This window comes from Arthrobacter sp. AOP36-A1-22 (assembly GCF_052377615.1).
Taxonomy (GTDB): domain Bacteria; phylum Actinomycetota; class Actinomycetes; order Actinomycetales; family Micrococcaceae; genus Arthrobacter_H.
This window is the reverse complement of the sequence record NZ_JBQSWX010000016.1, coordinates 36,233-61,213: the sequence shown is the minus strand read 5'-3', so window position 1 is coordinate 61,213 and position 24,981 is coordinate 36,233. Positions and strand designations below refer to the sequence as shown.

27 protein-coding genes and 1 tRNA gene are annotated in these 24,981 nt (G+C 65.1%); 9 read left to right on the top strand and 19 right to left on the bottom strand.

What is annotated here, in order from left to right; all coding sequences use genetic code 11:
* Window positions 1–53 precede the first annotated feature (53 nt).
* Window positions 54–818 carry an SOS response-associated peptidase gene (locus ACT3S2_RS10715; RefSeq protein ID WP_444553632.1) on the bottom strand — a complete coding sequence of 255 codons (765 nt, stop codon included), beginning with the start codon at window positions 816–818 and terminating at the stop codon, window positions 54–56.
* A gap of 35 nt (window positions 819–853) precedes the next feature.
* Here ACT3S2_RS10715 and ACT3S2_RS10710 point away from each other — a divergent pair, with 35 nt between their 5' ends.
* From ACT3S2_RS10710 to ACT3S2_RS10700, 3 genes are all read left to right on the top strand, one after another.
* Window positions 854–1,123, top strand: coding sequence for a glutaredoxin domain-containing protein (locus tag ACT3S2_RS10710; protein WP_444553633.1), 270 nt, complete (start codon window positions 854–856; stop codon window positions 1,121–1,123).
* A 102-nt stretch (window positions 1,124–1,225) separates the two neighbouring features.
* Window positions 1,226–2,311 (top strand): S-(hydroxymethyl)mycothiol dehydrogenase, encoded by a 1,086-nt coding sequence (locus ACT3S2_RS10705; RefSeq protein ID WP_444553634.1) that lies wholly within the window; start codon window positions 1,226–1,228, stop codon window positions 2,309–2,311.
* Window positions 2,311–2,943 (top strand): MBL fold metallo-hydrolase, encoded by a 633-nt coding sequence (locus tag ACT3S2_RS10700; protein WP_444553635.1) that lies wholly within the window; start codon window positions 2,311–2,313, stop codon window positions 2,941–2,943. The genes ACT3S2_RS10705 and ACT3S2_RS10700 overlap by 1 nt, the downstream gene beginning before the upstream one ends.
* Window positions 2,944–3,041: 98 nt before the next feature.
* Here ACT3S2_RS10700 and ACT3S2_RS10695 read toward each other — a convergent pair whose 3' ends face one another.
* Both ACT3S2_RS10695 and ACT3S2_RS10690 read right to left on the bottom strand, forming a co-directional pair.
* Window positions 3,042–3,533 carry a hypothetical protein gene (locus ACT3S2_RS10695; protein WP_444553636.1) on the bottom strand — a complete coding sequence of 164 codons (492 nt, stop codon included), beginning with the start codon at window positions 3,531–3,533 and terminating at the stop codon, window positions 3,042–3,044.
* A 151-nt stretch (window positions 3,534–3,684) separates the two neighbouring features.
* Complete coding sequence (locus ACT3S2_RS10690; protein ID WP_444553637.1) at window positions 3,685–4,440, bottom strand: lipoate--protein ligase family protein; 756 nt, start codon at window positions 4,438–4,440, stop codon at window positions 3,685–3,687.
* 36 nt (window positions 4,441–4,476) lie between these two features.
* On the opposite strand from ACT3S2_RS10690, the gene ACT3S2_RS10685 reads away from it, so the two are divergent.
* Window positions 4,477–5,082, top strand: a complete 606-nt coding sequence (locus ACT3S2_RS10685; RefSeq protein ID WP_444561683.1) for a uridine kinase — start codon at window positions 4,477–4,479, stop codon at window positions 5,080–5,082.
* Between the two features lie 13 nt (window positions 5,083–5,095).
* Here ACT3S2_RS10685 and ACT3S2_RS10680 read toward each other — a convergent pair whose 3' ends face one another.
* Both ACT3S2_RS10680 and ACT3S2_RS10675 read right to left on the bottom strand, forming a co-directional pair.
* On the bottom strand, window positions 5,096–5,896 hold the full coding sequence (locus ACT3S2_RS10680; protein ID WP_444553763.1) for a thioesterase family protein: 801 nt from the start codon (window positions 5,894–5,896) through the stop codon (window positions 5,096–5,098).
* A 167-nt stretch (window positions 5,897–6,063) separates the two neighbouring features.
* Complete coding sequence (locus tag ACT3S2_RS10675) at window positions 6,064–7,539, bottom strand: protein adenylyltransferase SelO (protein WP_444561682.1); 1,476 nt, start codon at window positions 7,537–7,539, stop codon at window positions 6,064–6,066.
* Window positions 7,540–7,581: 42 nt separating this feature from the next.
* Between ACT3S2_RS10675 and ACT3S2_RS10670 the strand changes: the two genes are divergently transcribed.
* On the top strand, window positions 7,582–8,025 hold the full coding sequence (locus ACT3S2_RS10670; protein WP_444561681.1) for a ribosomal maturation YjgA family protein: 444 nt from the start codon (window positions 7,582–7,584) through the stop codon (window positions 8,023–8,025).
* Between the two features lie 92 nt (window positions 8,026–8,117).
* Here ACT3S2_RS10670 and nrdF read toward each other — a convergent pair whose 3' ends face one another.
* The 4 genes from nrdF to nrdH form a co-directional block, all read right to left on the bottom strand.
* Window positions 8,118–9,092: a class 1b ribonucleoside-diphosphate reductase subunit beta gene (gene nrdF / locus ACT3S2_RS10665; protein WP_444553641.1), complete on the bottom strand. Its 975-nt coding sequence runs from the start codon at window positions 9,090–9,092 to the stop codon at window positions 8,118–8,120.
* A 150-nt stretch (window positions 9,093–9,242) separates the two neighbouring features.
* On the bottom strand, window positions 9,243–11,384 hold the full coding sequence (gene nrdE, locus ACT3S2_RS10660) for a class 1b ribonucleoside-diphosphate reductase subunit alpha (RefSeq protein ID WP_444553642.1): 2,142 nt from the start codon (window positions 11,382–11,384) through the stop codon (window positions 9,243–9,245).
* On the bottom strand, window positions 11,381–11,857 hold the full coding sequence (gene nrdI / locus ACT3S2_RS10655; RefSeq protein WP_444553643.1) for a class Ib ribonucleoside-diphosphate reductase assembly flavoprotein NrdI: 477 nt from the start codon (window positions 11,855–11,857) through the stop codon (window positions 11,381–11,383). Before nrdI ends, nrdE begins: the two co-directional genes overlap by 4 nt.
* Before the next feature lie 39 nt (window positions 11,858–11,896).
* Entirely contained in the window at window positions 11,897–12,139 is a 243-nt protein-coding gene (nrdH, locus tag ACT3S2_RS10650; RefSeq protein ID WP_444553644.1) for a glutaredoxin-like protein NrdH, read from the bottom strand.
* Between the two features lie 425 nt (window positions 12,140–12,564).
* Between nrdH and poxB the strand changes: the two genes are divergently transcribed.
* The 4 genes from poxB (at window position 12,565) to betT (ending at window position 17,147) form a co-directional block, all read left to right on the top strand.
* Window positions 12,565–14,289: a ubiquinone-dependent pyruvate dehydrogenase gene (poxB, locus tag ACT3S2_RS10645; RefSeq protein WP_444561680.1), complete on the top strand. Its 1,725-nt coding sequence runs from the start codon at window positions 12,565–12,567 to the stop codon at window positions 14,287–14,289.
* Between the two features lie 120 nt (window positions 14,290–14,409).
* Entirely contained in the window at window positions 14,410–14,652 is a 243-nt protein-coding gene (locus tag ACT3S2_RS10640; protein ID WP_444561679.1) for a hypothetical protein, read from the top strand.
* Window positions 14,653–14,882: 230 nt separating this feature from the next.
* Window positions 14,883–15,074 carry a hypothetical protein gene (locus ACT3S2_RS10635; RefSeq protein ID WP_444561678.1) on the top strand — a complete coding sequence of 64 codons (192 nt, stop codon included), beginning with the start codon at window positions 14,883–14,885 and terminating at the stop codon, window positions 15,072–15,074.
* Window positions 15,075–15,083: 9 nt separating this feature from the next.
* Complete coding sequence (gene betT, locus ACT3S2_RS10630; protein ID WP_444561693.1) at window positions 15,084–17,147, top strand: choline BCCT transporter BetT; 2,064 nt, start codon at window positions 15,084–15,086, stop codon at window positions 17,145–17,147.
* Window positions 17,148–17,236: 89 nt separating this feature from the next.
* Here betT and ACT3S2_RS10625 read toward each other — a convergent pair.
* From ACT3S2_RS10625 to rplU, 10 genes are all read right to left on the bottom strand, one after another.
* Window positions 17,237–17,309, bottom strand: a tRNA-Ala gene (locus ACT3S2_RS10625).
* An 87-nt stretch (window positions 17,310–17,396) separates the two neighbouring features.
* Entirely contained in the window at window positions 17,397–17,801 is a 405-nt protein-coding gene (rsfS, locus tag ACT3S2_RS10620; protein ID WP_301443556.1) for a ribosome silencing factor, read from the bottom strand.
* 39 nt (window positions 17,802–17,840) lie between these two features.
* Window positions 17,841–18,977 (bottom strand): hypothetical protein, encoded by a 1,137-nt coding sequence (locus tag ACT3S2_RS10615; protein WP_444553647.1) that lies wholly within the window; start codon window positions 18,975–18,977, stop codon window positions 17,841–17,843.
* Between the two features lie 24 nt (window positions 18,978–19,001).
* Window positions 19,002–19,679 carry a nicotinate-nucleotide adenylyltransferase gene (gene nadD, locus ACT3S2_RS10610; RefSeq protein WP_444553648.1) on the bottom strand — a complete coding sequence of 226 codons (678 nt, stop codon included), beginning with the start codon at window positions 19,677–19,679 and terminating at the stop codon, window positions 19,002–19,004.
* Window positions 19,618–19,848, bottom strand: a complete 231-nt coding sequence (locus tag ACT3S2_RS10605) for a hypothetical protein (RefSeq protein ID WP_444553649.1) — start codon at window positions 19,846–19,848, stop codon at window positions 19,618–19,620. Before ACT3S2_RS10605 ends, nadD begins: the two co-directional genes overlap by 62 nt.
* A 101-nt stretch (window positions 19,849–19,949) precedes the next feature.
* A complete protein-coding gene (locus tag ACT3S2_RS10600; RefSeq protein WP_444553650.1) occupies window positions 19,950–21,242 on the bottom strand; it encodes a glutamate-5-semialdehyde dehydrogenase in 1,293 nt (430 codons plus the stop codon).
* Between the two features lie 53 nt (window positions 21,243–21,295).
* The gene (proB, locus tag ACT3S2_RS10595) at window positions 21,296–22,495 is read right to left on the bottom strand and encodes a glutamate 5-kinase (RefSeq protein WP_444553651.1); all 1,200 of its coding nucleotides are present in this window, start codon (window positions 22,493–22,495) and stop codon (window positions 21,296–21,298) included.
* Entirely contained in the window at window positions 22,492–24,060 is a 1,569-nt protein-coding gene (obgE, locus tag ACT3S2_RS10590) for a GTPase ObgE (RefSeq protein WP_444553652.1), read from the bottom strand. Before obgE ends, proB begins: the two co-directional genes overlap by 4 nt.
* Before the next feature lie 128 nt (window positions 24,061–24,188).
* Window positions 24,189–24,443 (bottom strand): 50S ribosomal protein L27, encoded by a 255-nt coding sequence (gene rpmA / locus ACT3S2_RS10585; protein ID WP_086996933.1) that lies wholly within the window; start codon window positions 24,441–24,443, stop codon window positions 24,189–24,191.
* 46 nt (window positions 24,444–24,489) lie between these two features.
* Window positions 24,490–24,798, bottom strand: a complete 309-nt coding sequence (gene rplU / locus ACT3S2_RS10580) for a 50S ribosomal protein L21 (protein WP_444553653.1) — start codon at window positions 24,796–24,798, stop codon at window positions 24,490–24,492.
* Between the last annotated feature and the right edge of the window lie 183 nt (window positions 24,799–24,981).

Below are 24,981 nucleotides of genomic sequence, written 5' to 3'. Positions count from 1 at the left end.
GACCCCGCTTTTGAGCAATCGGCCACTGATGGTTGGTCCGTTCCCACCCCGGATTACTCCGCGAAAAGATCCTCGACCGGCTCGATGAGTTCGGGGCCGTTGTTCCGCACGTTGCCCACGGCGGAGCCGACTTCACGGAGGGACCAGCCACCGGCGACCTCATGGGCTTCGTCCCTGACCTGTTCGACCAGTGGGCCGGCTTCCCGGTCGCCGGGGTTCAACCATTCGGACATCGCCGCCCGGTCCAGGGGAATGGGCAGCCGGTCGTGCAGGCCGTGCAGCTCGTCGAGTACTTCGGATTCGCCCGTTTCCTCGGGTGAGGCCATCGTGAGGATGCTGCAGCTGAGCAGCCAACGTTCCGGATCGTCCTCCGCCTTCGTGGGATCCTTCCACCATTCGTAGATGCCGGCGAAGAAGATCAGCGAGTCGTCTTCCCGGTGCACGAAATACGGACGCTTGGAAGCGGTCTTGCCCGTCCCGGACTTCTTCCACTCGTAGTATCCCTCGACGGGGACGGCACAGCGGCGGGCCTTGATGGCGGCGCGGAAGGTGGGTTTCTCCAGGACCGTTTCGCTGCGGGCGTTGAAGGCCCTGACCCCCACCGAGGGGTCCTTGGCCCAGCTGGGGACCAGACCCCATTTAGCCACATGCACCTGCCGGACGACTTCATCGTCCAGGAGTCGCTCCAAGACGATCGGCACATCGGTGGTCGGGGCGACGTTCCATGATTTGCGCAGTTGCAGCGCGTCATCTGCTTCCGCTTCGGCTTCGGCCACCAGATCGCCGATGGCCCGGGCCATTACGTATCGTCCGCACATGGAATAAGGATCTCATAGTGCCGGTTGTGCTGGATATGACTGATTTGAAGACCGAGGAATACATCCCCGAAGCCGGGGCCGTCACCATGTTCACCACCTCCTGGTGCGGATACTGCAGGAACCTGAAGAAGGCCATGGACGCCGATGGCATCTCCTACCGGGAGGTCAACATCGAGGACGTCGCGGGAACCGCCGAGATCGTCGAGGAGTTCAACGGCGGTAACCAGACGGTCCCCACCTTGATCTTCTCCGATGGTTCGGCCGTCACGAACCCCCGAATTGAACAGGTGCGCGAGCGTCTCTAGCGGCTCTATGACAGGATGAAAGGTGCCCGCGGTTTTTCCGCGTGGGCACCTTTTTTCTGAATTGGATGGGCCGTGCTGGACACGGCCGAGAGGATGGAAACCATGGCACAAAAGGTCAAGGCTGTAGTCGTCAAGGCCAAGGACGCACCGGTGGAAATCGAGACGATCGTCGTTCCGGATCCCGGTCCCGGCGAAGCGGTCGTGGACATCCTCACCTGCGGGGTCTGTCACACCGACCTGCACTATAAGCTCGGCGGCATCGGCGACGAGTATCCGTACCTGCTCGGACACGAGGCCACAGGCGTCGTGAGCCAGCTCGGGGAAGGCGTGACCAACGTCGAGGTCGGCGATCGCGTCGTCTTGAACTGGCGGGCCGTCTGCGGCGAATGCCGGGCCTGCGCCAAGGGCCAGCCGCAGTACTGCTTCGATACAGCCAACGCCGATCAGCCGATGACCCTCGAAGATGGCACGGAGCTCTCCCCCGCGCTGGGCATCGGGGCCTTCGCGGAGAAGACCCTGGTTGCCGCCGGCCAATGCACCAAGGTCGATGACGACGTCGATCCAGCTGCCGTGGGCCTGCTGGGCTGCGGCATCATGGCCGGTATTGGTGCGGCGATCAACACCGGGGAGGTCAAGCGCGGCGAATCCGTCGCGGTCATCGGGTGCGGAGGGGTCGGCATCGCCGCCATCGCCGGCGCGAAGCTGGCCGGTGCCACCACGATCATCGCCGTGGACATCGATCAGTCCAAGGTCGACATGGCCGTCGAGCTCGGAGCCACGCACGGGATCAACTCCAAGGAGAAGGACCCGGTAGAAGCCATCAAGGCACTGACCGGTGGCTTCGGCGCCGATCTCGTCATCGAGGCCGTCGGGCGTCCGGAAACCTATCGGCAGGCCTTCTACGCCCGTGACCTGGCCGGCCGCGTGGTTCTGGTCGGCGTTCCGACGCCGGAGATGAAACTCGAGTTGCCGCTGGCCGATGTCTTCGGCGGTGGCGGTTCACTGAAGTCCTCCTGGTACGGCGATTGCCTGCCCTCCCGCGACTTCCCCATGTTGGTCGAACAATACAAGCTCGGACGACTGGATCTGGATGCGTTCGTCACCGAACGCATCGGTCTGGGGGACATCGAGGCTGCCTTCGAGAAGATGCATGACGGCACCGTGCTGCGTTCGGTGGTGGAGCTCTAATGCCGGCACAGATCGAAAACCTGGTGACCTCCGGAACGTTCAGCCTCGACGGCGGGACCTGGGATGTGGACAACAACGTATGGATCATCGGTGATGAAGCCGAAGTCCTCGTGATCGATCCGGCGCATAAGCCGGCAGCGATCGTTGAAGCAGTCGGTGGCCGCAAGGTCACCGCCGTGCTGCTCACCCATGGGCACGACGACCACATCCGCTATGCCCGCGATTTCGCCGAAATGGTCAACGCCCCGATCTACATGAATCCCGAGGACCAGATGCTCTGGGAAGACGTGTTCCCGGGGACGACGCCGGATGAACGCATTGCCGATGGCGATACCTTCGACATCGCCGGCACCACGTTGCGGGCCATCCACACCCCCGGCCACTCCCCCGGTTCCACCTGCTTCTACGCCGAGGAGCTGGACACGCTCTTCTCCGGGGACACGCTGTTCAGCGGCGGGCCCGGGGCCACCGGTCGCAGCTATTCCAGTTACAAGACGATCGTGGAATCCATCCGCGACCGGCTGCTGGTGCTGCCGCCGAACACCATCGTGAACACCGGGCACGGCGACGCCACCAGCGTCGCCGCCGAAGCCCCGCAGTTGCAGGAGTGGCTGGACCAGATCGAGGAATAACCAACAACGGCAGGCCGGCAGGCCCGCCGACGAAGACAGCGCGTGGCGGGAATCCCCAGGGGTTCCCGCCACGCGCTTTTTCACCGGTCGCCCTGGTCCTAGGCTCCTGTTTGACGCCGCAGTAACCGGTGTCGGCGGGCCACGCTCCCCAGCGGAACCACTTCCCCTTCCGGCCCGGCAGCCGCCGAAGCCGGACGCATCGATCGGGCGGAGGAGGCCCTGAACGGGACCGGCACGACCTGGAGCACGTTGATGATTCCCTCGTATCGCAGGATGGCTTCGGTCAGTTCGATGCTGTGGGCATAGCGGCGCAGCAGCAGGCCCTGGCCTTCGCCCAAGCTCGTCGACCCCGGTTCCAGTCGGAGGGAACCGGCCAGGACGGTGGCGATCAGTTCATGCAGGATCCGGTGTCCGAGCGAAAATCCCATCTCGCGGATGATCAGCTCCGGTTGCTGGATCCCGGTCAACCCCACCGTGTAGGCCACCGGGACCCCGCGGCGTCCGATGGCGTGTTCAATGAACCAGTCCCCCGGCCGAGGCGCCCCGGTTCCGTCGAGCCCCCTGGCCGTAATGCTGCAGCTCCTGCACATGATGCCTCCTTGCGACACCGGTCTCCCCGTCGGAGCACCGGTGCCTGGACACCAGCATCGAAGGAGCGGTCCCGGTCCGCGGAAGCGTCGTGCCCTGTTGTGTACAACGGAGGCCGGGGCGCGCTTGTGGGGGCCGAGTCGGGGGGAAGGCCTAACCGACCAGTGGCTGCTGCGGATCAACCACGGTGGTGTGCCGGGCGTAGGCCTGCAGCAGCGCCTGTTCAACGGCTTCCACCGTGGTTCCAGGAACCAGGTCCTCAGCGGCTCCAGCCGTCGTCGGGTCGAAATCCAATCCCATATCCGCGTAGACGGACTCCAGGACGGCGCGCAGCGGGGCGGAGTCCTCGACGACGAACACACTGGCGAACAACCAGGCACCGGAGACCACGCGTTGGGCGGTGCCCACGAGTTTGACCGGGGAGGTCGTCCGGGAGCCGGGGCCCGGCCGGCCATGGACGCTGAATTCCCCGGGACAGTATTCCCCGGGGATCTCCCCCACCTCGGCCTCGATGCCCAGGTCCCCCAGTGCCCGGGCGTAGAGCTCCCCCAGGATCCTGAAACGGTCCTGATGACCGAGCATCGCTTCCCCCGCGGGTTCCACATGATCGACGATCAACGTGCCCTGGTGGTAGGCCGCGGCCCGGCCGCCCGCCTTGCGTACCACGGGGGCGAAGCCCAGACGACGAGCCGAAGCGGTGGCCTGCCCATATCCGGGAAGCCTGATGTCCCGTTGGCCGAAGGCCACGGTGGGTTCGGGTCGGTAGAGACGCAGGGTCGGCCCGCTCTCCCCGTCACGGACCCGTTCAAGAAGCCGGATTCCTTCGAGCAGGTCGGATTCGGGGTCCCCGACCGCCTCGGAACGCCACACGGTCAGGGGCTGATGCGCGGTGGGATTCCAGGAAGTCATGGTGTCGATTCTAGTTGTGGGCGGTCCGCATGAATAATGGGGGTCGTGCCTGAACCAACCCTGACATTGATCCTCCTGGGCGGCTCCTCCGGATCCGGGAAGTCCTACCTCGCCGAGCGCTATGGCCGCCCGCATATCGAGTTGGATAACTTCTACCGTGAGCTGGCCGAGGATTCCCCGCACAGCCCGCTGCCCCACACCGCCTACGGCGAGGTCGACTGGGACCATCCCGGAACCTGGAACTGCGACGCCGCGGTCGATTCCGTCCTGCGTCTGCTACGCACCGGCAGCATGGAAGTCCCGCATTATTCGATTTCCACATCCAGCTACTCCGGCTATTCCACCGTGACCATGGCCGGCGGTCCCGTCGTGGCCGAAGGGATCTTCGTCGATGAGATCCGTGCCCCGCTGATCGACCACGGGGTGGACGTCCGGGCCTACTACATCGACGTCTCCCCGATCACGACGGCGGTACGCCGGTTGGTGCGCGATGTCCGGGAACGTCGTAAGCCACTGCCGTTCCTGCTGCGTCGGGGCTGGGCGTTGTACCGGGCCGAGGGCTGGATACGCCGTCGCTATCTGGAGGCCGGATTCATTCCGACCCCCAAACCCAGGATCCGTTCGATGCTTGCTGCCGCCTGAGCTGCCCCCCGGATCAGCGGCTGGGCATCGGGCGTACGGTCAGGATCTGCTCGCTGCGGCCGAAGGGCCCCTCGACATCGTGCAGCACCGCCGACGTCAGGCCGATGCCGTCGGCACCGTAGGTCTGCTGCGACTGGATGCCCAGCCATTGACCCACCGGACGGCGATACATGTGGATCTGCAGGTCCACGTTGGGGAACATCCACGATTCCGGTCCCGGGGCCACCCTCGGTGCGACCCCGTTGGCCGTATCGACCATGCCCAGCAACCGCACCATATCGGGGGTCTCGAAGCCGTCGACCATCTGTTGCGGGTTCCGCAGCCAGACGACCCCCTTGCCCAACCGGTGTCCGGGTTCGACCCGCAGCTCCAACTGCTCGATGTAGCCGCCGGGCCACATGGCCATTCCGTCCCAGACGGGCAGTTCCTCGGGATGGGAGACCTCGGGATCCTCCACGCCGGCGACCTGAGTCGAATCGTGGGTCTTCAGCCTCCAGCCCCGGGCCACGATGGCGGTCCTGCCTTGGCAGACCATTTGCGCCTCGACCAGTTCGATGGTCTTGCCGGGCCTGATCATGGTGGTGGTGATCTCCACGTCTCCACCATGGATGATCCCTAGGATATCCAGGCTGACGCGGGCCATGCGCATGTCCTCGCGGGGCTGGAATAGTTCGAGTTCACGCACCAGGAGGCCGGTGGCCGGGGCCATATGCTGCTCATGTTCGTTCCAGGCACCCTGGGTGTGGATGGTGGAACGGTAGCGGCCCTGGCCCAGCGGAACATAGAAGCTGGAAGGCCGGGAACCGTCCGGCATTTCGAGCAGATGGGTTCCGGAAGCATCCGGGCGGTCCTGGTGGCCGATGGTCGAAGCAGTCATGAAGGGATCCTTTCAGCGCCTCGGAGGTCAGCGCTCACCGTTCCACCCTATCGGTCGACCCTCGCGACGCCGTACCGGCTACGGCGGCCCCTCAGCCGTGGGTCTCAGGTACCGCAGAAGGTGACGTACGGCCCGGAGTCCGTGGGGGCACCGACGGCAAGACGTTCCAGGCCCGGACGCACCTCATAAGGGGCCGATACGGCTTCCAGAAGCCTGTTCAGCGGCCCCAGGTCCCCGTCGGTGGCGGCGTCGAGCGCTTCTTCCACCAGATGGTTGCGCGGGATGTAGGCGGGGTTGATCAGGTCCATTCCCGTCGCATCGGGCCCCAAGGCCAGCCAGGTCTCGGCCCAGGCATCAAAGGGTGCCGGGTCGGTGAACAAGGCCCGAGCGGGTTCCCGGTCGCCTCGGGCCACCCCCGCCAACGCGCGAAAGAACAAGGTGTAGTCGGCTCCGCTGGTCGTGAGTAGTTCGGTCGTGGCGTGGACGACTTCGTGGGCCGGTTGGTCCTCGCGCTCCACCCCGGTGGCCGGGGGCAGGCCGAGCTTTTCGAACATGCCCGCCGACCAGGCCTCGCTGTAGCGGGTCCTGAAGGTGCGCAACGATTCCATGGCCAGTTCAACGGCCTGGTCCTCGTCGTCATCGAAGAGCGGCAGCATGGCCTCGGCCAGGCGCGCCAGGTTCCATTCGGCCATGACCGGTTGGTTGCGGTACGCATAGCGCCCCTGCCCGTCGATGGAGCTGAAGACCGCGGCGGGATCGAAGGCATCGATGAACGCGCAGGGGCCATAGTCGATGGTTTCCCCCGAGATGGTCATGTTGTCGCTGTTCATCACCCCGTGGACGAAGCCCACCAGCATCCATTGCGCGATCAACGCGGCCTGGTCGGCAACGACCGCGTCGAACAAGGCCAGATGGGGCCGCTCGGCGTCGGCCGCCTCCGGATGGTGGCGGGCCATGGCAACTTCGGCCAGCCGGTGCAGCAGATCCGGGTCCCCCAAGGCCCTGGCATATTGGAAGGAGCCGACCCTCAGATGGCTGGAGGCGACGCGGGTCAGCACGGCGCCGGGCAGCCGGCTCTCGCGCAGCACGTCATGACCGGTGGCGGTGACCGCGAGTGAGAGCGTGGTGGGGATCCCCAACGCGTGCAGGGACTCGCTGAGGATGTATTCGCGCAGCATGGGCCCCACGGCCCCGAAGCCGTCACCACCCCGGGAGAAGGGGGTCCGGCCCGAGCCCTTCAGGTGCAGATCACGGAGGTTCCCCTCGGCGTCACGCAATTCGCCCAGCAACAGGGCCCGGCCGTCTCCAAGGCGCGGGGAGTAGGAACCGAACTGGTGTCCTGCGTATCCCTGGGCGACAGGTGTCGCCCCCTCGGGTGGATGGGCCCCGGTCAACACGGAGATCCCCTCGGCGCTGCGTAGGTATTCGGGGTCCAGCCCGAGCTCCCGGGCCAGGCGTTCATTCAGGACCAGTAGTTCCGGCGCCGGGGGTTCTTCGGCTTTCCAGGGGATGGAGAGCTCGGGGAAATTCCGGGCGAACCCGTTCTCGAGAACAACGGATCGCTGCAGTGCTGTACTCATGCTTCGAGCCTACCGTCGCAGGCCCGGAGATAGACTTCCTCCATGTCTTTGCCCGGTCCTGCTCCGACCTTCGGGCCACGCCGCCTGACCCTGGGCGTGGCCGCGGCCTGCGTCATCGCGGCCGGTCTGGCGGCCCGTTTCCTGCTCCACGGGGGATTCGCCGACGCCGCCGGCGGCGTCTTGTACACGGTCCTGGTCTACCTGTTGGTGGGCCTCCTGCGGCCCGGCTGGCGTCCTGTCCGCCTGGCGGCCATCGCCTTAGCCATCAGCTGCGCCGTCGAGCTGCTCCAGTTGACCGGGCTTCCCGGGGCCCTCTCCGCCATCGTCCCACCGATGCGTCTGGTGTTGGGGACGACCTTCTCACTGACCGATCCACCCGCCTATGTGGTGGGTGCGCTGCTGGCCCTTGCCGTGGATTGCCTCCTACGGTGTGGGACGCGGCACCCTCGGCCATCCCGGCACGATATCCCCGCCCGGAGCCGATGAGCCCCGCCCGGATCGGATCGGTAACGTCGAAGGGCTCCGGCGCAGTGGCGCCGGAGCCCTTCGAACAGTTCGTGCAGCATCTGCCGATGTGGTTAGAAGTCCCAGTCCTCGTCTTCGGTGTTCACGGCCTTGCCGATCACGTAGGAGGATCCCGAGCCGGAGAAGAAGTCGTGGTTCTCGTCCGCGTTGGGGCTCAAGGCCGAGAGGATGGCCGGGTTCACGTCCGTCACCGAGGACGGGAACATCGCTTCGTAACCCAGGTTCATCAGCGCCTTGTTGGCGTTGTAGTGCAGGAACTTCTTGACGTCCTCGCTCAGGCCCACGCTGTCGTACAGATCGTGGGTGTACTGCACCTCGTTTTCATACAGTTCGTAGAGCAGCTCGAAGGTGTAGTCCTTCAACTCGGTCTTGCGCTCTTCACTCAGGCCTTCCAGGTTCTTCTGGAACTTATAGCCGATGTAGTAGCCGTGGACGGCTTCGTCACGGATGATCAGACGGATCAGGTCGGCCGTGTTGGTCAGCTTGGCCCGTGAGGACCAGTACATCGGCAGGTAGAAGCCCGAGTAGAACAGGAAGGACTCCAAGAGCGTCGAGGCGATCTTGCGCTTAAGCGGATCCTCACCGTAGTAGTAGGCCTCGATGATTGAGGCCTTCTTCTGCAGGTTCACGTTCTCGAGGGACCAGCGGAACGCCTCGTCGATCTCCTTGGTCGAGGCCAGTGTGGAGAAGATCGAGGAGTAGCTCTTGGCGTGGACCGACTCCATGAACGCGATGTTCGTGTAGACGGCTTCCTCGTGCGGCGTGAGCGCATCCGGGATCAGCGAGACGGCCCCGACCGTGCCCTGCAGCGTGTCCAGCAGGGTCAGCCCCGTGAAGACGCGCATGGTGAGCAGCTTCTCGTCCTCGGTGAGCGTGTTCCAGGACTGGACGTCGTTGGACAGCGGGATCTTCTCCGGCAGCCAGAAGTTGTTCACGAGGCGGTTCCACACCTCGACGTCCTTCTCGTCCTGGATGCGGTTCCAGTTGATGGCCTCGACGTGATGCTGCAGCTTGACCTGGTCGGTCATTTCATCCCCTGACTTTCTGATGCGGGTTGCCTATGTGATCGGTGGCCGGGACGACGGCTGGGTTTCCCCGCCGTCGTCCCGGTCCGGTGTGTCCCGGATGCCGGCCTCCGGCATCCCGATGGTGGGACGAGGGTGATTCAGCGCCTGCTGCTACAGGGCGCAGGACACGCAGCCCTCAACCTCCGTGCCTTCCAGCGCGAGCTGGCGAAGACGGATGTAGTAGAGCGTCTTGATGCCCTTGCGCCAGGCGTAGATCTGCGCCCGGTTGATGTCGCGGGTCGTGGCGGTGTCCTTGAAGAACAGCGTCAGCGACAAGCCCTGGTCGACGTGCTGGGTCGCGGCCGCGTACGTGTCGACGATCTTTTCGTAACCGATTTCGTAGGCATCCTGGTAGTAATCCAGGTTCTCGTTGGTCAGGTACGGAGCCGGGTAGTAGACACGGCCCAGCTTGCCTTCCTTGCGGATCTCGATCTTCGCGGCCACCGGGTGGATCGAGGAGGTCGAGTTGTTGATGTAGGAGATCGAGCCCGTCGGCGGGACGGCCTGCAGGTTCTGGTTGTAGATACCGTGCTCCATGACCGAGGCCTTCAGCTGCTCCCAGTCCTGCTGGGTCGGGATGTGCACGTTGGCGAAGAGCTCGCGGACCTTTTCGGTCTGCGGAACCCATTCGGCCTGGGTGTACTTATCGAAGAACTCGCCCGAGGCGTACTTCGAATCCTCGAACCCACCGAAGGTCTCACCCGTTTCCATGGCCAACTTATTCGAGGAGCTCAACGCGTGGAAGAGCACCGTGTAGAAGTAGATGTTGGTGAAGTCCAGGCCCTCTTCGGAGCCGTAGTGGACGTGCTCCCGTGCCAGATAGCCGTGCAGGTTCATCTGACCCAGGCCGATGGCGTGCGAGGCCTTGTTCCCCTCGGCGATCGAAGGAACCGAACCGATGTAGGACATATCCGATACGGCGGACAACGCGCGGATGGCGGTCTCCACCGTGGCACCCAGGTCGGGGGAATCCATCGCCTTGGCGATGTTCAACGAGCCCAGGTTGCAGGAGATGTCCTTGCCGATCTCCTCGTAGCCAAGGTCCTCCTTGTACACCGACGGCGAGGAAACCTGCAGGATCTCCGAGCAGAGGTTGCTCATGATGACCTTGCCCTTGATCGGGTTGGCCCGGTTCACCGTGTCTTCGAACATCACGTACGGGTAGCCCGATTCGAACTGGATCTCCGCGAGGGTCTGGAAGAACTCGCGGGCGTTGATCTTGGTCTTCTTGATCCGGGAATCGTCGACCATCTCGTAGTACTTCTCCGTGACGGAGACGTCGGAGAAGGGGATGCCGTAGACGCGCTCGACGTCGTAGGGCGAGAAGAGGTACATGTCCTCGTTCGTCTGGGCCAGCTGGAAGGTGATGTCCGGGACGACCACGCCTAGCGAGAGGGTCTTGATGCGGACCTTCTCATCGGCGTTCTCCCGCTTGGTGTCGAGGAAGCGGTAGATGTCCGGGTGGTGGGCGTGCAGGTAGACGGCGCCTGCCCCCTGGCGGGCCCCGAGCTGGTTCGCGTAGGAGAAGCTGTCTTCAAGGAGCTTCATCACCGGAATGACGCCGGAGGACTGGTTCTCGATCTGCTTGATCGGGGCACCGTGCTCGCGGATGTTCGTCAGCGACAGGGCCACCCCGCCCCCGCGCTTGGAGAGCTGGAGCGAGGAGTTGATGCCACGGGCAATGGACTCCATGTTGTCTTCGACGCGCAGCAGGAAGCAGGAAACCAGCTCGCCGCGCTGGGCCTTGCCGGCGTTCAGGAAGGTGGGGGTGGCCGGCTGGAAGCGGCCATCCATGATCTCGTCGACCAGCTGGGTGGCGAGCTGTTCGTTGCCGCGGGCCAGGTGCAGGGCGACCATGCACACGCGGTCCTCGTAACGCTCCAGGAAACGGTTCCCGTCGAACGTCTTCAGCGTGTAGGAGGTATAGAACTTGAAGGCGCCCAGGAAGGTCTCGAAGCGGAACTTCTTCTTATAGGCATGCGCGTAGAGACCACGCACGAAGTTCATCGTGTACTGGTCGATGGTCTCGCGCTCGTAGTACTCGTGCTTCACGAGGTACTCGAGCTTCTCGTCCAGGTCGTGGAAGAAGACCGTGTTGTTGTTCACGTGCTGCAGGAAGTACTGCCGCGCCGCCGCACGATCCGCGGCGAACTGGATCTTCCCGTCCTTGTCATAGAGGTTCAGCATGGCGTTGAGCTCGTGGTAGCCCAACCCCTGGAAGGCCTCGGGGACCTCCTTGGTATCTGTCTTCACGGTTGGCTCTGCGACTGTGGTGTCCAAAACTCTTCCAATCCTTGGCGTACACGGGTGACGTCCTCCGACGTCCCCATGAGTTCGAAACGATATAGCACGGGAACCGAGCACTTGGCGGAGATCTTGTCCGCCGCCAAGCAGTAGGTGGTTCCAAAGTTTGTGTTGCCGGCGCCGATGACGCCGCGTAGCAGCTGCCGGTTCCCCTCGTTGTTCAGGAACCGGATCACCTGCGGCAGAATCGACCGCTCTCCCTTCTCCCCACCGTAGGTGGGCAGAACCAGGACATACGGTTCGGTGGCCAGCAGCTCTGGTTCGCTGGCATAGAGGGGAATCTTCGCCGCATCGAGTCCCAGTTTCTCCATGAACCGTTTCGTGTATCCGGAAACGGAGGAGAAGTAGATCAGGGAACTGTTCGTGGTGTTTGCGGTGGCCGGACTCGTGGTCCGCTCATCCACCGCGATGTCGCCAGACATGAGACCGGCCTCCAACTGCTGGTGATGGGTGGTGTCGCCTCAGGCAACGCTCGAGGCGGCCACGGCCAGTTCCTCGATCTTGTCCGGGCGGAAGCCTGACCAGTGGTCGGCTTCGGTCATGACCACGGGGGCCTGCATGTAGCCGAGGGCCCGAACACGTTCGAGGGCCTCCGCGTCCTGGGAGATATCGACCTTCTGGTAGGCAATGCCCTTCTTGTCCAGCGCCCGGTAGGTGGCGTTGCACTGCACGCATGCTGGCTTGGTATAAACCGTGACGGTCATGGCATTGATCCCCTCGTACAAAATATGTGGTCATCTTCGTTGTCTGTCCCGGATTCCCGGGGGTCCGAAAGCGGGCCATCCGAGCGTTGGCGGGAGTGGAAACCGTTCCCGCCCCGTGGGGCGCTTCCTGAGATTTCAATACTACATGTAGTACAAGGAACAGCAAGCAACCCCTATATGTTGTCTTACAAGTATGTCATTCCCCACTCCCTTAGTCCACAGCGGGTGTGGAGAAACGCATCCCTAATTGCCGCACGAATCCGGGGTTCGGGCCCATCCGTCCACAGCCTGTGCATGGAAGATGCCCACAACCAAACAGCTGGTGTGTCGTTCGGCGACGGCGTGTCGCCACCCATTCTGGAAGGCCGCGGTCGAAGGCTCGGCGGTAGGCTGGATTCAACCTCAGCGGAAGGAACCCACCTGACATGACCACGGTCTCAGAACACATGATCGCCACCCTCCGGGCCAACGGCGTCCAACGAATCCACGGCGTCCCGGGAGATTCGCTCAACGGGATCACCGATGCCCTGCGCAAGGACGGGAACATTATCTGGTCCACCGTCCGCCACGAAGAGGCCGCTGCCTTTGCCGCCGGGGCCGAGGCAACCATGACCGGGCGCCTGGGCGTCTGCGCCGGCAGCTGCGGGCCGGGCAACCTGCACCTGATCAACGGGCTCTACGAGGCCAACAGGTCCCGCGTGCCGGTGCTCGCCATCGCCGCCCACATCCCCAGCGCGGAGATCGGCAGCAACTACTTCCAGGAAACCCACCCCCAGGACCTGTTCAGCGAGTGCTCGGTCTTCACCGAAATGGTCTCCACCCCCGACCAGATGCCCCGTTTGATGGAAATCGCCATGCGGACGGCGATCGAAAAGCGTGGTGTGGCCGTGCTGGTCATTCCCGGTGACGTGGCCCTGGCGCCGGCGACCAACGAACGCATCACCCACATTCGCCGCGCCAACCCCGTGGTGGTGCCCTCGAGGGAGGAACTCGACGAGGCCGCAGGGATCCTCAACGCCGGGTCCAAGGTCACCATCCTCGCCGGCGCGGGCGTGGCAGGAGCCCACGACGCGGTGGTGGGCCTGGCGGACACCCTGGGCGCGCCCATCGTCCACGCCCTGGGTGGCAAGGAACACATCGAATACGACAATGAATTCGACGTCGGCATGACCGGGCTGCTCGGTTTCGCCTCGGGCTACCGGGCCATGGAGGACGCCGACACCCTGCTGATGCTGGGCACCGATTTCCCCTACCAGCAGTTCTTCCCCTCCAAGGCCCGCATCATCCAGGTCGATATCCGGGGCGAGCAGCTCGGTCGCCGCACCCCGGTGGACCTCGGATTGGTGGGGTCGGTGGCCGATACCGCTACGGCCCTGCTGCCGATGCTCAAACGCAAGTCCCGCAGGTCCCACCTCAAGGACGCGCAGAAGCATTACCGCAAGACCCGCGAGAAGCTCGACGACCTGGCCACGAAGACGCGTAAAGGCAAACCGCTGCACCCGCAGTTCGTGGCCCGCTCCCTGGATCGGCACGCCTCCGACGACGCCGTGTTCATCCCCGATGTCGGCTCCCCGGTCATGTGGGCCTCCCGCTACCTGACGATGAACGGGCGTCGGCGCCTGTTCGGCTCCTTCGCCCACGGGTCCATGGCCAACGCGCTCCCCCAGGCCATCGGAGCCCAGGCCGCAGCCCCGGACCGGCAGATCGTTGCCATGTGTGGTGACGGCGGGTTGTCGATGCTCATGGGCGAGCTGCTCACGGTGGTGCAGTCCAGGTTGCCGGTGAAGATGGTGGTCTTCAACAACTCCTCGTTGAACTTCGTGGAGCTGGAGATGAAGGCAGCCGGATTCGTGAATTACGCCACGGATCTGGAGAACCCGAACTTCGCCGACGTGGCCAACGCCGTCGGGATCCTGGGGATCCGGGTCGAAAGCTCGGCGGATCTGGATGCGGCGCTGAAGAAGGCCCTCGCCCATGACGGACCAGCACTCGTCGATATCGTCACGGCGCGCCAGGAACTGACCATGCCACCGAATGTCACGGCCGAGCAGGCCAAGGGATTCGCCCTCTACGCCGTGCGCACGGTCATGTCCGGCCGGGGCGACGAACTGCTGGACCTGGCTGCCACGAACTGGCGCCAGCTCTTCTAGGCCCATCCCATGGAAGGCCTGGAGCAGTTCATTGCTGCTCCGGGCCTTTCGTCATGCCGTCCGCCACGGCTTCCGGCAGCAGGGCGCCCCATCCACCGGCTGCTTCACCGAATATGGGTCTTGACCGCGTTCGTGCGGATCTTCCCCTTGGAACGGAAACTCGGGCGCGACATGCACCGGATGGCCGTACGGCTGCTAGACGTCGACGACAGCGATCCCGCCATCCGCGGGCTCATCCAGGGCACCCTTGACATGGCACGAGGCTTGGGGCTGGCAGATACGCCGCGCAATGACTCGCATCGTCGAGGCCACGTGGTTGCCGTCTGGTCGGCCCAACTCGCTTCCGCTCTCGGAAGGGCCTAGGACGCCACCGCCCCGACCTGCTCGAAGACCGTTGTGGGACCGGCCTGCAGCAAAACATGCCCTACTCACGTTCGCCGGTTCAAGTACCGGGGGCGGCTGGCATCGCGCTAGCATGGGGACGCCGTGTGTCGATACCCGGCCGTAACCACGCTGTCTCCTCGTCGTGGGAGAACACATCCATTGCATCGAGGGACGAACCTAGTCATGGTCCCGAGGCGAAGGAGTACTGATTGTCTGACGCAGAAGAACCCCCGAAGGGTTCGACCGACGCACCCCGCCCCCGGATTGATCGCAGTCGTTTCGGCATAACCGGCCGCCGCAGGGGACCCGATACCGACCCGATGCGTCCCCCGATCTCCAGCAGCGAGATGAGCAAGGGGCCCGTCGAACTCTCCGAGCACCGCGGCCCACGGGTGAACTAGCGCGTCTTCATCATCTCCTCGGCGATCATCCTGGGATTCTCCTGCTGGGCGATGGCCTTGCCGGATCAGGCCTCGGCGACGATGCAGGCCGCCGTGACCTGGATTTCGACCAATCTCGGCTGGTTCTACGTCCTCACGATCACCCTGGTCATCCTCTTCGTCCTCTGGGTGGCGCTCTCCAAGGAGGGCGGGGTCAGGTTGGGACCGGATCATGCCCGTCCGCAGTACAATCTCTTCACCTGGGTGGCCATGCTGTTCGCCGCCGGGGTCGGCATCGACATGCTCTTCTATTCGGTCACCGGCCCGATCACCCAATTCATCACCCCGCCCTCGGCCACCCCCGAATCCGCCGAGGCCCTCCATGACTCGGTCATCTGGACCATGTTCCACTACGGGATCGCCGGATGGTCGATGTACGCCCTGTTGGGCATGGCCATGGGCTACTTCGCCTACCGCTGGGGAATGCCCCTGTCGATCCGGGCGGTCCTGTATCCGCTCCTGGGCAAACGGGTCCGTGGGGCCACCGGCGACGTGATCGACATCTTCGCCCTCGTGGGCACCGTCTTCGGCGTGGCCACCTCGATGGGCATCGGGGTGGTCCTGCTCAACGTCGGTTTCGCCTGGCTGCTGGGAATCGAAGAGGGGCTGGCCCTGCAGATCGCCCTGGTGCTGGTGGCCGTGATCATGACGGTGGCCGCCTGCGCCTCGGGGGTGGACAAGGGGATCAGGCTGATCTCGGAGCTCAACCTCTGGGCCGCGGGGGCCATGATGCTCTACATCCTGATCACCGGTAAGACCGCCTTCCTGCTCAATGCGATGGTGGAGAACATCGGCAGATTCGTCCTGACGCTGCCCGAACGCACGTTGAAGACCTTCGCCTATACCGATGGCGGCAGTGAGTGGATGGGAAGTTGGACCCTGTTCTTCTGGGCCTTCTGGCTCGCGTGGGGTCCCTTCGTCGGGCTGTTCCTGGCCCGGATCTCCCGGGGGCGCACGTTGCGCGAATTCGTGATCGCCGCGATCACCGCCCCGGTGCTGTGCGATTTCTTCATCGTCACGATCTTCGGCAACAGTGCCCTGCGCCAGGTGTTGGAGGGCAACAGGGACTTCGCCGAACTGGCCATGGATAGTCCCGAGCACGGCTGGTATGCATTATTGGAGATGTTCCCCGGCGCCCCCTTCCTGATCGGTCTGGCCACCCTGTCGGGCATGCTGTTCTATCTCACCAGCGCCAACTCCGGGGCCATGGTGATGGCCAACTTCTCCTCGTCGATCCCCGATCCCTCGGTGGACGGGGCCAAATGGCTACGGATCTTCTGGGCCGTGCTCACCGCGGTCCTGACGGTTTCGATGATCGTCGCCGGAGGGGTGGCGACCATGGAACATGCGACGCTGATCTTCGCGCTGCCGGTGACCATCATCAGTTATCTGGTCATGGCCTCCTTCTCCAAGGTGCTGCGGATGGAGCGGGCCGAACGCGAGGGGCAGGTGCGGCGCCGCCGCTCCATGGCCGTCCATGGCGGTCAGACCCCCGAAAAGACCTGGCGTCAGCGTCTGGCTCAGTTGCGCTCCTACCCCTCGAAGAAGGCGGTCGCCCAGTTCGCGGACAGGGTGGTGGAACCGGCGTTGCAGGAGGTGGTCACGGAGTTCAACGGCCTGGGCTACGACGCCGAACTGACCTCCTCCCCCAACGCCGACACCGGGATCAGCGAGCACACCCTGCTGGTGAACATGGAGGACCACCGGAACTTCCACTACCAGGTCGCGGCGGTCGAGGCGCCGGCCCCGATGTTCGGCGGACGCAGCATGTCGCGACAGATCGACATCTACTACCGTCTGGAGGTCTTCACCCAAACGGGAACGGAGGGCTATGACCTGATGGGCCTGACCGAACAGCAGATCATCAACGACGTGCTCGACCGCTACGAAGCGCACCTGGGGTTCCTGCACTACTCCACCGAACATGACTACGCTTCGGTCCTGACCCCGGTCATGCCGACCACGACGGGAACCATCCCCCGGATCCCCGATTCGGCGGACGACGTCGAACCTCTCGAAGAGGACGAACAGTAGTCCCCTGACCGCGGGCCGGCACTTCGGCCCCGGACACAGAAGAAGCCCCGTCCGTGGACGGGGCTTCTTCTCATGGATCCTGAATTCGGTGGAGGTAAGGGGATTCGAACCCCTGACCTTCTGCATGCCATGCAGACGCGCTACCAACTGCGCCATACCCCCGAAAGGGAGTCGCCGGTTTCGTTTCCGACCGGACAACTCATCCATCATAGGGCACGGAATTTAGCCCGCGCAAATCGCCTCCCCCTACTAGGCGGAGGTCTCCGGGTCCTCAACCACGGCCACGCTCCGGGCGGCAGCCGGCAGTTCGATCGCGGCGCAGTCGCTCCACAGGCGGTCCAGGGCATAGAAGACGCGGTCTTCCTGGTGCTGGATGTGGATGACGACGTCGATGTAGTCCAGTAGGACCCAGCGGCCCAGTCCCCTGCCCTCTCGACGGACGGGACGCAGATCATGCTTTTCGATCAGCGCCTCTTCGATCCCGTCGACGATGGCGTTGACCTGCCGCTCGCTTTCTGCCGAAGCGATCAGGAAGGCATCGGTGATGCCCAGGCGTTCGCTGACGTCCAGGGCGATCTGGTTCTCCGCGAACTTCTCGGCCGCGGCCAATGCTGCGGTGTTGATGACGCTCAGTGAGTATTCTGTTGCAGCCATGTGGCTCCTCGGGTGGTGGTGCTGGTCATCGGTCGACGACTAGCCGTTGGTGGTGATCATGATGATGCCGACCGTCAGGGCGGCGGCACCCACCAGGAGTACCCCGAGCACCGCCCACGCCCAGACGTTGGCCCGCCGGACCCCGCTGCTGCGGTAGTCCAAGGGATCCAGGCCCTGGGCCGAACTGGCGCTGACCGGTTGCCGGGCAGCCCCGCGGCCCGGCTCCTCGGAGGCCGGGTCCGAAGGTTCCGCGGCCGCGGGTTCACCCACGGGGTCCTCGTGGCCCGTTCCCGGCGTCGGCGCAGCGACGGCTGGCCCCTTGCCGGTCGCGGGCATCTGGAGATGGAAGCCGCTGGTTTCGGGAGCGTTGATTCCGGTGTTGGCCAGATCCCTCTCGGCCTTTTCCCTGCGCAACCGGTCCATGGCCCCCGTGAACGGGTCCCCTGCCTGGTCTTCGGCACTGCGGGTGGAGTGGGCCCGTTTCAGGCGCTCCCGCTCTGCGACCCGTCGGCTGATGATGGCCGCACGGGCGGCCAGTTCGCGCTGTTTGGCCAGGACCTCCAGGTCATCGTGGTCCTCGGCAGCAGCGGCTTCGGCCTCGGGGTCCCCGGGCTGGTCAGGGATGGTTTGCCGGCGGGCTTCCAGGGCCTCCGCGACGCTGAGTGATTCCTGCCCCTGTGCGGTGCGCTCGGCCGCGGGCTTCTCGGTCGACGGGGACCCGGAGTCCACCTCGGCCTCGGGTTCCGCGGTCGAGGCGGCAGCCCTGGCCGCAGCCAGGGCCTGGAGACGGAGCTGCCGACGGGTCAGCGGGGCCGGCTCATCGCCAGCGGGGCGGACCTCTGCCGGCGCGGGCTTCTGGGCCGCTTCGGCTTCCCGGCGGCTCTTCAGTGCCTCCCGGTCGCGGGCCCGTTGCAACGAGCTGCGTTCGCCTGCTTCGCTGTGTTCCTCACGGTCGGGCACCATGTCGAAGGGGACGTCGGCGGCACGTCGGCTGCGGTTGGCCTGAGCGATGCGGTCGAGCTGGTTGGTGTCCTCGGATGAGCGCGGCTCGGGCTGCTCAGCCGGGTCTTCGCCCGACAGGTGCCCACCCTCGTGGTGGCCGTCAGCGGTCTCGCTGGCACGGCGTTGTTCACGCAGGGACCGCCGCGTCGGCGGGAGCCCCAAATCGTCGCTCATGTTGTCCATTCCAGGCAATCCCCCTCAGGTGTCGCCGTCGTAGTGATACAACTCATATTTCGCAATGTACTGAACCACCCCATCGGGCACCAGATACCAGACCGGCTTATTTGCCTTGACCCGGTCCCGGCAGGCCGTCGAGGAGATCGCCATGGCCGGGACCTCCAACAGGCTGATGTCCGTACGCCCCAGGTCCGGTAGTTCGTGCCCGGGGCGGGTGACCCCGACGAAATGCGCCAGGCTCCACAGCTCGTCGATGTCCTTCCAGGACATGATCCGCTCCAGCGCATCGGCCCCGGTGATGAAGAACAACTCGGCGTTGGGTCGAAGCCGACGCAGATCGCGCAAGGTGTCGATGGTGTAGGTGGGTCCCGGCCGGTCGATATCCACCCGGCTGACCGTGAAGCGTGGGTTCGAGGCCGTGGCCACCACCGTCATCAGGTAGCGGTGTTCGGAATCGGCGACGTCTTTTCCCGACTTCTGCCACGGTTGACCCGTGGGAACGAACACGACCTCGTCCAAGTCGAACTCCGCGGCCACCTCGCTGGCGACCACCAGGTGCCCGTGGTGGATGGGATCGAACGTCCCGCCCATGACACCGAGGCGGACCGGGCGCCGGGACCCGATCGCCCCAGCCCGCCTAGAGATCGTCGTGGCCGTGCTTGTTCGAGAACTGCTTATGCGAGTCGGGGATCTCGGCATGTCCCTCGTGGCGGTTGCCGACGTTGGTGAATGAGACGACGACGAAGAGCATCAGGAGGAAGATCGCGAAGATTCCCCCACCGATGAGAAAGGGCCAGATGCCCTCGTTTCCGGCAACCTCGGCCTCCGCGCCACTTGCCATGACCGTACCCAAGACCTGCGTGAGCATTTTTCTCCTTCGTGCCCGTCGTCGACCGGCGCCCCCAACGGGCGATGCGATCCGTCGATCGTCTGATGTCTGCTTACCATCCTACCTACCCGGCAGGCACTCTACGAACGGATGTGGCCATCTCCTTGGACAATCCACTTCGTGGTCGTCAGCTCCCGCAGACCCATGGGGCCCCGGGCGTGGACCTTCTGGGTCGAGATGCCCACTTCGGCCCCCAGTCCCAGCTGTCCCCCGTCGGTGAAACGGGTGGAGGCGTTGACGATCACGGCCGCCGAATCGATCTCCGCGACGAACCGTTCGGCGTTGGCCAGGTCGTTGGTCAGGATGGCTTCGGTGTGCCCGGTGGTCCAGGTGCGGATATGGTCCAGGGCCCCGTCCAAGTCATCAACCACCGCCACCGCAAGGTCCAGGTCCATGTATTCGCGGGACCAGTCCTCTGCGGTGGCCGGGACCGCGTGGAGCCCCTCCATGAGGGCCATCGCCCGTTCGTCGCCGTGCAGGGTGACCCCTGCCTTCGACAGGGCCCGCAGGACTTCGCCGGCGGCAGGGGCCTGCGCGTGCAGAAGCAGGGTCTCCACCGTGTTGCACACGGAGGGGCGTTGCGTCTTGGCGTTGAGCAGGATCTCCGAGGCCGATTCGGCCGTGGCCGTGGCGTCGACGAAGATATGGACGTTGCCCTCCCCCGTTTCGATGACCGGGATCCGCGCGTTCTGCAGCACCGTCTGGATCAGTTCGTGTCCGCCCCGCGGGATCAGCACGTCGACCTTGCCGCGGGCCCCCATCAGGGCCGTGGCCCCGGCCCGGCCGAAGTCATCCACGCTTTGGACCACGTCGGCGGGCAGTCCCACCGATTCGAGGGCATCACGGATCAGGTACAGCAGCGCCTCGTTGGAGCGGGCCGCGGCCGAACCCCCGCGCAGCAGGACCGCGTTGCCGCTCTTCAGTGCCAACCCGGCAATATCGACGGTGACGTTCGGGCGCGCCTCGTAGATGGTCCCGAGCACTCCCATCGGGACGTGGACCTGCCGCAACCGCAACCCGTTGGGCAGGGTCTGCCCGCGTTGGACGGTACCCACCGGGTCCGGCAGTCCGGCCAATTCCTCGAGGGCCGAGATGAGGCCGTCGACGCGGGCGTCGTCGAGTTTCAACCGATCGAGCAGGCCTTCGCTAGTGCCGGCGGCCCGCCCGCGTTCGAGGTCCTCGGCGTTGGCGGCGATCACGGAGGCCCGCCGCTCATCCAGGGCGGTGGCGATGGCCCGCAGGGCGCGGTCCTTCCAATCACGGGTGGCCCGGGCCAACACGCGGGAGGCTTGGCGGGCTCGGTCGGCGCGTAGACCAACCTGATGGGCGATGTCTTCGGCTGTACTGGTGGAATCGGTGACGCTCTGGCTCATGACCCAAGCCTAGTCGGCTCCAGGGGGACGGTGGCGATTGTTGAGCAACAGTGTCAGGCCCGGGGCTCCGCGGCCGGTGGGGTCTGCTTTTTCCGGGTGCGCACGGGCGGTCGCAGGACCACCAGGTCATCGATGTGGACGACTTCGCGCTCGTAATGCGACCCGAGGGTCCTGGCCAGTTCCCGGGTGCCGTGTCCCAGCATGTCCGGGAGTTCCTCCGAGGCGTAGTTGACCAGGCCGCGGGCGACGACCGTGCCTTCCGCGTCGGTGATCTCCACGGCGTCTCCGGCTTCGAAATCCCCGCTGACCGAGGTGATGCCCGCCGGCAGCAGCGAGCGCGCCCCCGAGGCCACCGCGGCGACCGCCCCGTCATCGAGCATCAGCCCGCCCTGGGTGTTCGCCAGTTGGGCCAGCCAGAGCATCCGGGCCGGGCGGCGTCCGCCCCGGGCGGAGAACCAGGTGCCGACATCCTCGCCGGCCAGGCCGCGGCCGGCCTGATCCGTCGAGGTGATCAGCGTGGGGATGCCGGAGTCCGCGGCCATGGTGGCCGCTTCGACCTTGGTGACCATGCCGCCGGTCCCCACCCCGGAGCCCCCGGTGGTGCCGATGCTGACCCCGTCGAGGTCCGCGGCACTGACGACGTCCGCGATGCGGCTGGCTCCCTTCGCCGGTGGACCGTCATAGACGGCGTCGACATCCGAGAGCAGGATCAGGGCATCGGCCTTGACCAGGTGGGCCACCAGTGCGGCGAGCCGGTCATTGTCCCCGAAGCGGATCTCGTGGGTGGCCACGGTGTCGTTCTCATTGACCACGGGGACGACCCCCAGGGTCAGCAACCGGCCTAGAGCCCGGAAGGCGTTGGCATACTGTTGCCGGCGAATCAGGTCATCGGCGGTGAGCAACACCTGGGAGACGGTGATCCCGTGCGCGCCGAAGGCCTGGGTGTATTTGGCCATCAGCAGTCCCTGCCCGACGCCGGCGGCCGCCTGCTGGGTGGCCAGGTCCCGGGGCCTGCGACTCAGTCCCAGCGGGGCGATGCCGGCGGCTATGGCGCCCGAGGACACCAGGATCAGTTCGATCCCCCCGTTGCGCACCGCCGAGAGTTCAACGACCAGCCGGTTCAGGGCATCCTCGGAGATCCCCCCGTTGACGGTGGTCAGTGACGAGGAACCGACCTTGACCACGATCCGGGTCGCCTCGGTCAGTTGCGAACGGTGGCGGATCGAGGAGGGAAGGCGGTTCTGCCGGTTCACTTCCCGCTGTCCTTGGGTGAACCCTGCTTCTTCGGGTTCACGGATTCGGTCCACACGCCGGCCTTGCGTTCGCTCTCCAGTTCGGCGCGGGCCGCGGCCCGGGCATCCTTGCGATCCTGGTGGTCCTGACGCTTCTGGTCACGGGTGGGACGGCTGCCGTCGTCGAACCGGTCGTCTTGTCCACGACGTGATCCCAGCAGTTCGGCGCCGGCGGCCATGGTCGGCTCCCAATCGAAGACCACGCCGTTGTCATCGTCGCCGATGACCACGGCGTCCCCGGGTTTCGCCCCGGCCTTGAACAGCTTGTCCTCCACACCGATCTTGGCCAGTCGGTCGGCCAGGTAGCCCACGGCCTCGTCGTTGCTGAAATCGGTTTGCTTGACCCACCGGACCGGCTTTTCACCCTCGACACGGAACAGCGGCTCGAGGTTGCGTTCTTCGCGGTGGATGGTGAAGGGGGCCCGGTTCACGCCCCGGGGGCGCAGCACCGGGACTTCCACCTGGGCCGGCTCCTCGGCCGATGCGGTGCGTGCTTCGGTGACGAGCTCGGCCATGGCATAGCCCAGTTCCTTCAGCCCGGTCCGGGCCAGGGCGGAGACCTCGAAGACGCGGTAGCCGCGGGACTCCAGATCGGCGCGGACGAACTCGGCCATATCCGAGCCGTCAGGCATGTCGGTCTTGTTCAGGGCGATCAAGCGGGGGCGGTCGTTCAGCGGGATCACGGTGCCATCGGAGCCCGCATAGCTGGAGTCGGTCGCATAGGCGGCCAGTTCCGCCTCGATGGCCTCCAGATCACTGAGCGGATCGCGGTCCGATTCCAGCGAGGCACAGTCCAGGACGTGCACCAGCGCGGCACAGCGTTCGACGTGGCGGAGGAATTCGTGTCCGAGGCCCTTGCCCTGGCTGGCGCCCGGAATGAGTCCGGGGACGTCGGCGACGGTGAATCTGACGTCCCCGCTTTGCACGACGCCCAGGTTGGGGATCAACGTGGTGAACGGGTAGTCGGCGACCTTGGGACGGGCGGCGGACATGGCGGCAATGAGGCTTGATTTGCCGGCCGAGGGAAAGCCCACCAACGCGATATCGGCGACCGACTTCAGTTCCAGGACGATGTCCTGTTCCCCGCCGGGGACGCCCAGCAGGGCGAACCCGGGGGCCTTGCGCTTCTGTGAGGCAAGCCCCGCGTTGCCCAGTCCGCCCATGCCGCCGGCGGCGGCCACGTATTCGGTGCCGGCGCCGACCATGTCGGCCAGGATGTTTCCTTCACGGTCCTTGACCACGGTGCCGTCGGGCACCGGCAGGATCAGGGTCTCGCCGTTGCGGCCGGGCTGCATGTCTCCCCGGCCCGGTTCGCCGTTGCCACCGTGCCGGTGGGGGGAATGGTGGTAGGACAGCAGGGTCGTGGTCTGGGGGTCGACGCGGATGATCACGTCGCCGCCCTTGCCACCGCTGGCGCCATCGGGCCCGCCGAGAGGCTTGAACTTCTCCCGACGGATCGACACGCAACCGTGCCCTCCGTTTCCGCCGGAAACGTGAAGGACTACGCGGTCTACGAACGCTGCCACTACTGGGACTCCTCTATTGGGTGGCCGTTACGGTCCTGCTGGTCCGTGCTACGGCCGGTGATAAAAAGAACTGGAGGGCGGGCCAAGCGGCCCGCCCTCCAGTCTAGCTAAATTCGGTTCTGCCGAAACTAGCCGGCATCCACGATGTTCACGACACGACGGCCGCGACGGGTGCCGAACTCCACCGAGCCGGCTGCCAGTGCGAACAGCGTGTCGTCGCCACCGCGGCCGACGTTCGCGCCGGGGTGGAAACGGGTACCGCGCTGGCGAACGATGATTTCACCGGCGGAAACCACCTGGCCTCCGAAGCGCTTGACGCCCAGGAACTGAGGGTTGGAATCGCGGCCGTTGCGAGTGGAACTCGCGCCCTTCTTACTTGCCATTGAATGTGCCTACCTTTGAATCGTGGGTGATCTGGTCTCCGTCGCCTTAGGCGATGGAGGTGACCTTGACCTTGGTCAGTGCGGAACGGAAACCCTGGCGCTTCTTGTAGCCGGTCTTGTTCTTGTACTTCTGGATGACGATCTTCGGGCCACGGAGGTTCTCGAGAACCTCGGCAGTCACGGTGATCTTCGCCAGGTCGGCAGCAGCGGAGGTGACCTTGTCGCCGTCTACCAGAAGCAGTGCTGGGAGCTCAATGGTTCCACCAGCTGCCTCGGGGACGCGGTCAAGGGTCACCCAGTCTCCTACGGAAACCTTTTCCTGCCGGCCGCCTGCGCGGACAATCGCGTACACCACTTGGGAACTCACTTCTCTCGACGTCTATTACTCTTACTGCGCACATTCCACCGGACCAACCGATCGGGGATAAGCGCTGTGCTGTCACGCCGAGCGGAAAATCCGATGAGCGGCGCATGCACCGAGGATCTAGATTACGCTATTTCGGTCCGCAGGAGCAAATACATCCTCCGACGGCGGGTC

Excerpts from the sequence above, each read along its gene's own strand:
- ACT3S2_RS10715 (WP_444553632.1), bottom strand. The coding sequence starts at position 818 with ATGTGCGGACGATACGTAATGGCCCGGGCCATCGGCGATCTGGTGGCC.
- ACT3S2_RS10710 (WP_444553633.1), top strand. The coding sequence starts at position 854 with ATGACTGATTTGAAGACCGAGGAATACATCCCCGAAGCCGGGGCCGTC.
- ACT3S2_RS10705 (WP_444553634.1), top strand. The coding sequence starts at position 1,226 with ATGGCACAAAAGGTCAAGGCTGTAGTCGTCAAGGCCAAGGACGCACCG.
- ACT3S2_RS10700 (WP_444553635.1), top strand. The coding sequence starts at position 2,311 with ATGCCGGCACAGATCGAAAACCTGGTGACCTCCGGAACGTTCAGCCTC.
- ACT3S2_RS10695 (WP_444553636.1), bottom strand. The coding sequence starts at position 3,533 with ATGTGCAGGAGCTGCAGCATTACGGCCAGGGGGCTCGACGGAACCGGG.
- ACT3S2_RS10690 (WP_444553637.1), bottom strand. The coding sequence starts at position 4,440 with ATGACTTCCTGGAATCCCACCGCGCATCAGCCCCTGACCGTGTGGCGT.
- ACT3S2_RS10685 (WP_444561683.1), top strand. The coding sequence starts at position 4,477 with ATGGGGGTCGTGCCTGAACCAACCCTGACATTGATCCTCCTGGGCGGC.
- ACT3S2_RS10680 (WP_444553763.1), bottom strand. The coding sequence starts at position 5,896 with ATGCCGGACGGTTCCCGGCCTTCCAGCTTCTATGTTCCGCTGGGCCAG.
- ACT3S2_RS10675 (WP_444561682.1), bottom strand. The coding sequence starts at position 7,539 with ATGAGTACAGCACTGCAGCGATCCGTTGTTCTCGAGAACGGGTTCGCC.
- ACT3S2_RS10670 (WP_444561681.1), top strand. The coding sequence starts at position 7,582 with ATGTCTTTGCCCGGTCCTGCTCCGACCTTCGGGCCACGCCGCCTGACC.
- nrdF (WP_444553641.1), bottom strand. The coding sequence starts at position 9,092 with ATGACCGACCAGGTCAAGCTGCAGCATCACGTCGAGGCCATCAACTGG.
- nrdI (WP_444553643.1), bottom strand. The coding sequence starts at position 11,857 with ATGTCTGGCGACATCGCGGTGGATGAGCGGACCACGAGTCCGGCCACC.
- nrdH (WP_444553644.1), bottom strand. The coding sequence starts at position 12,139 with ATGACCGTCACGGTTTATACCAAGCCAGCATGCGTGCAGTGCAACGCC.
- poxB (WP_444561680.1), top strand. The coding sequence starts at position 12,565 with ATGACCACGGTCTCAGAACACATGATCGCCACCCTCCGGGCCAACGGC.
- rsfS (WP_301443556.1), bottom strand. The coding sequence starts at position 17,801 with ATGGCTGCAACAGAATACTCACTGAGCGTCATCAACACCGCAGCATTG.
- ACT3S2_RS10615 (WP_444553647.1), bottom strand. The coding sequence starts at position 18,977 with ATGAGCGACGATTTGGGGCTCCCGCCGACGCGGCGGTCCCTGCGTGAA.
- nadD (WP_444553648.1), bottom strand. The coding sequence starts at position 19,679 with ATGCCGAGATCCCCGACTCGCATAAGCAGTTCTCGAACAAGCACGGCC.
- ACT3S2_RS10605 (WP_444553649.1), bottom strand. The coding sequence starts at position 19,848 with ATGCTCACGCAGGTCTTGGGTACGGTCATGGCAAGTGGCGCGGAGGCC.
- ACT3S2_RS10600 (WP_444553650.1), bottom strand. The coding sequence starts at position 21,242 with ATGAGCCAGAGCGTCACCGATTCCACCAGTACAGCCGAAGACATCGCC.
- rpmA (WP_086996933.1), bottom strand. The coding sequence starts at position 24,443 with ATGGCAAGTAAGAAGGGCGCGAGTTCCACTCGCAACGGCCGCGATTCC.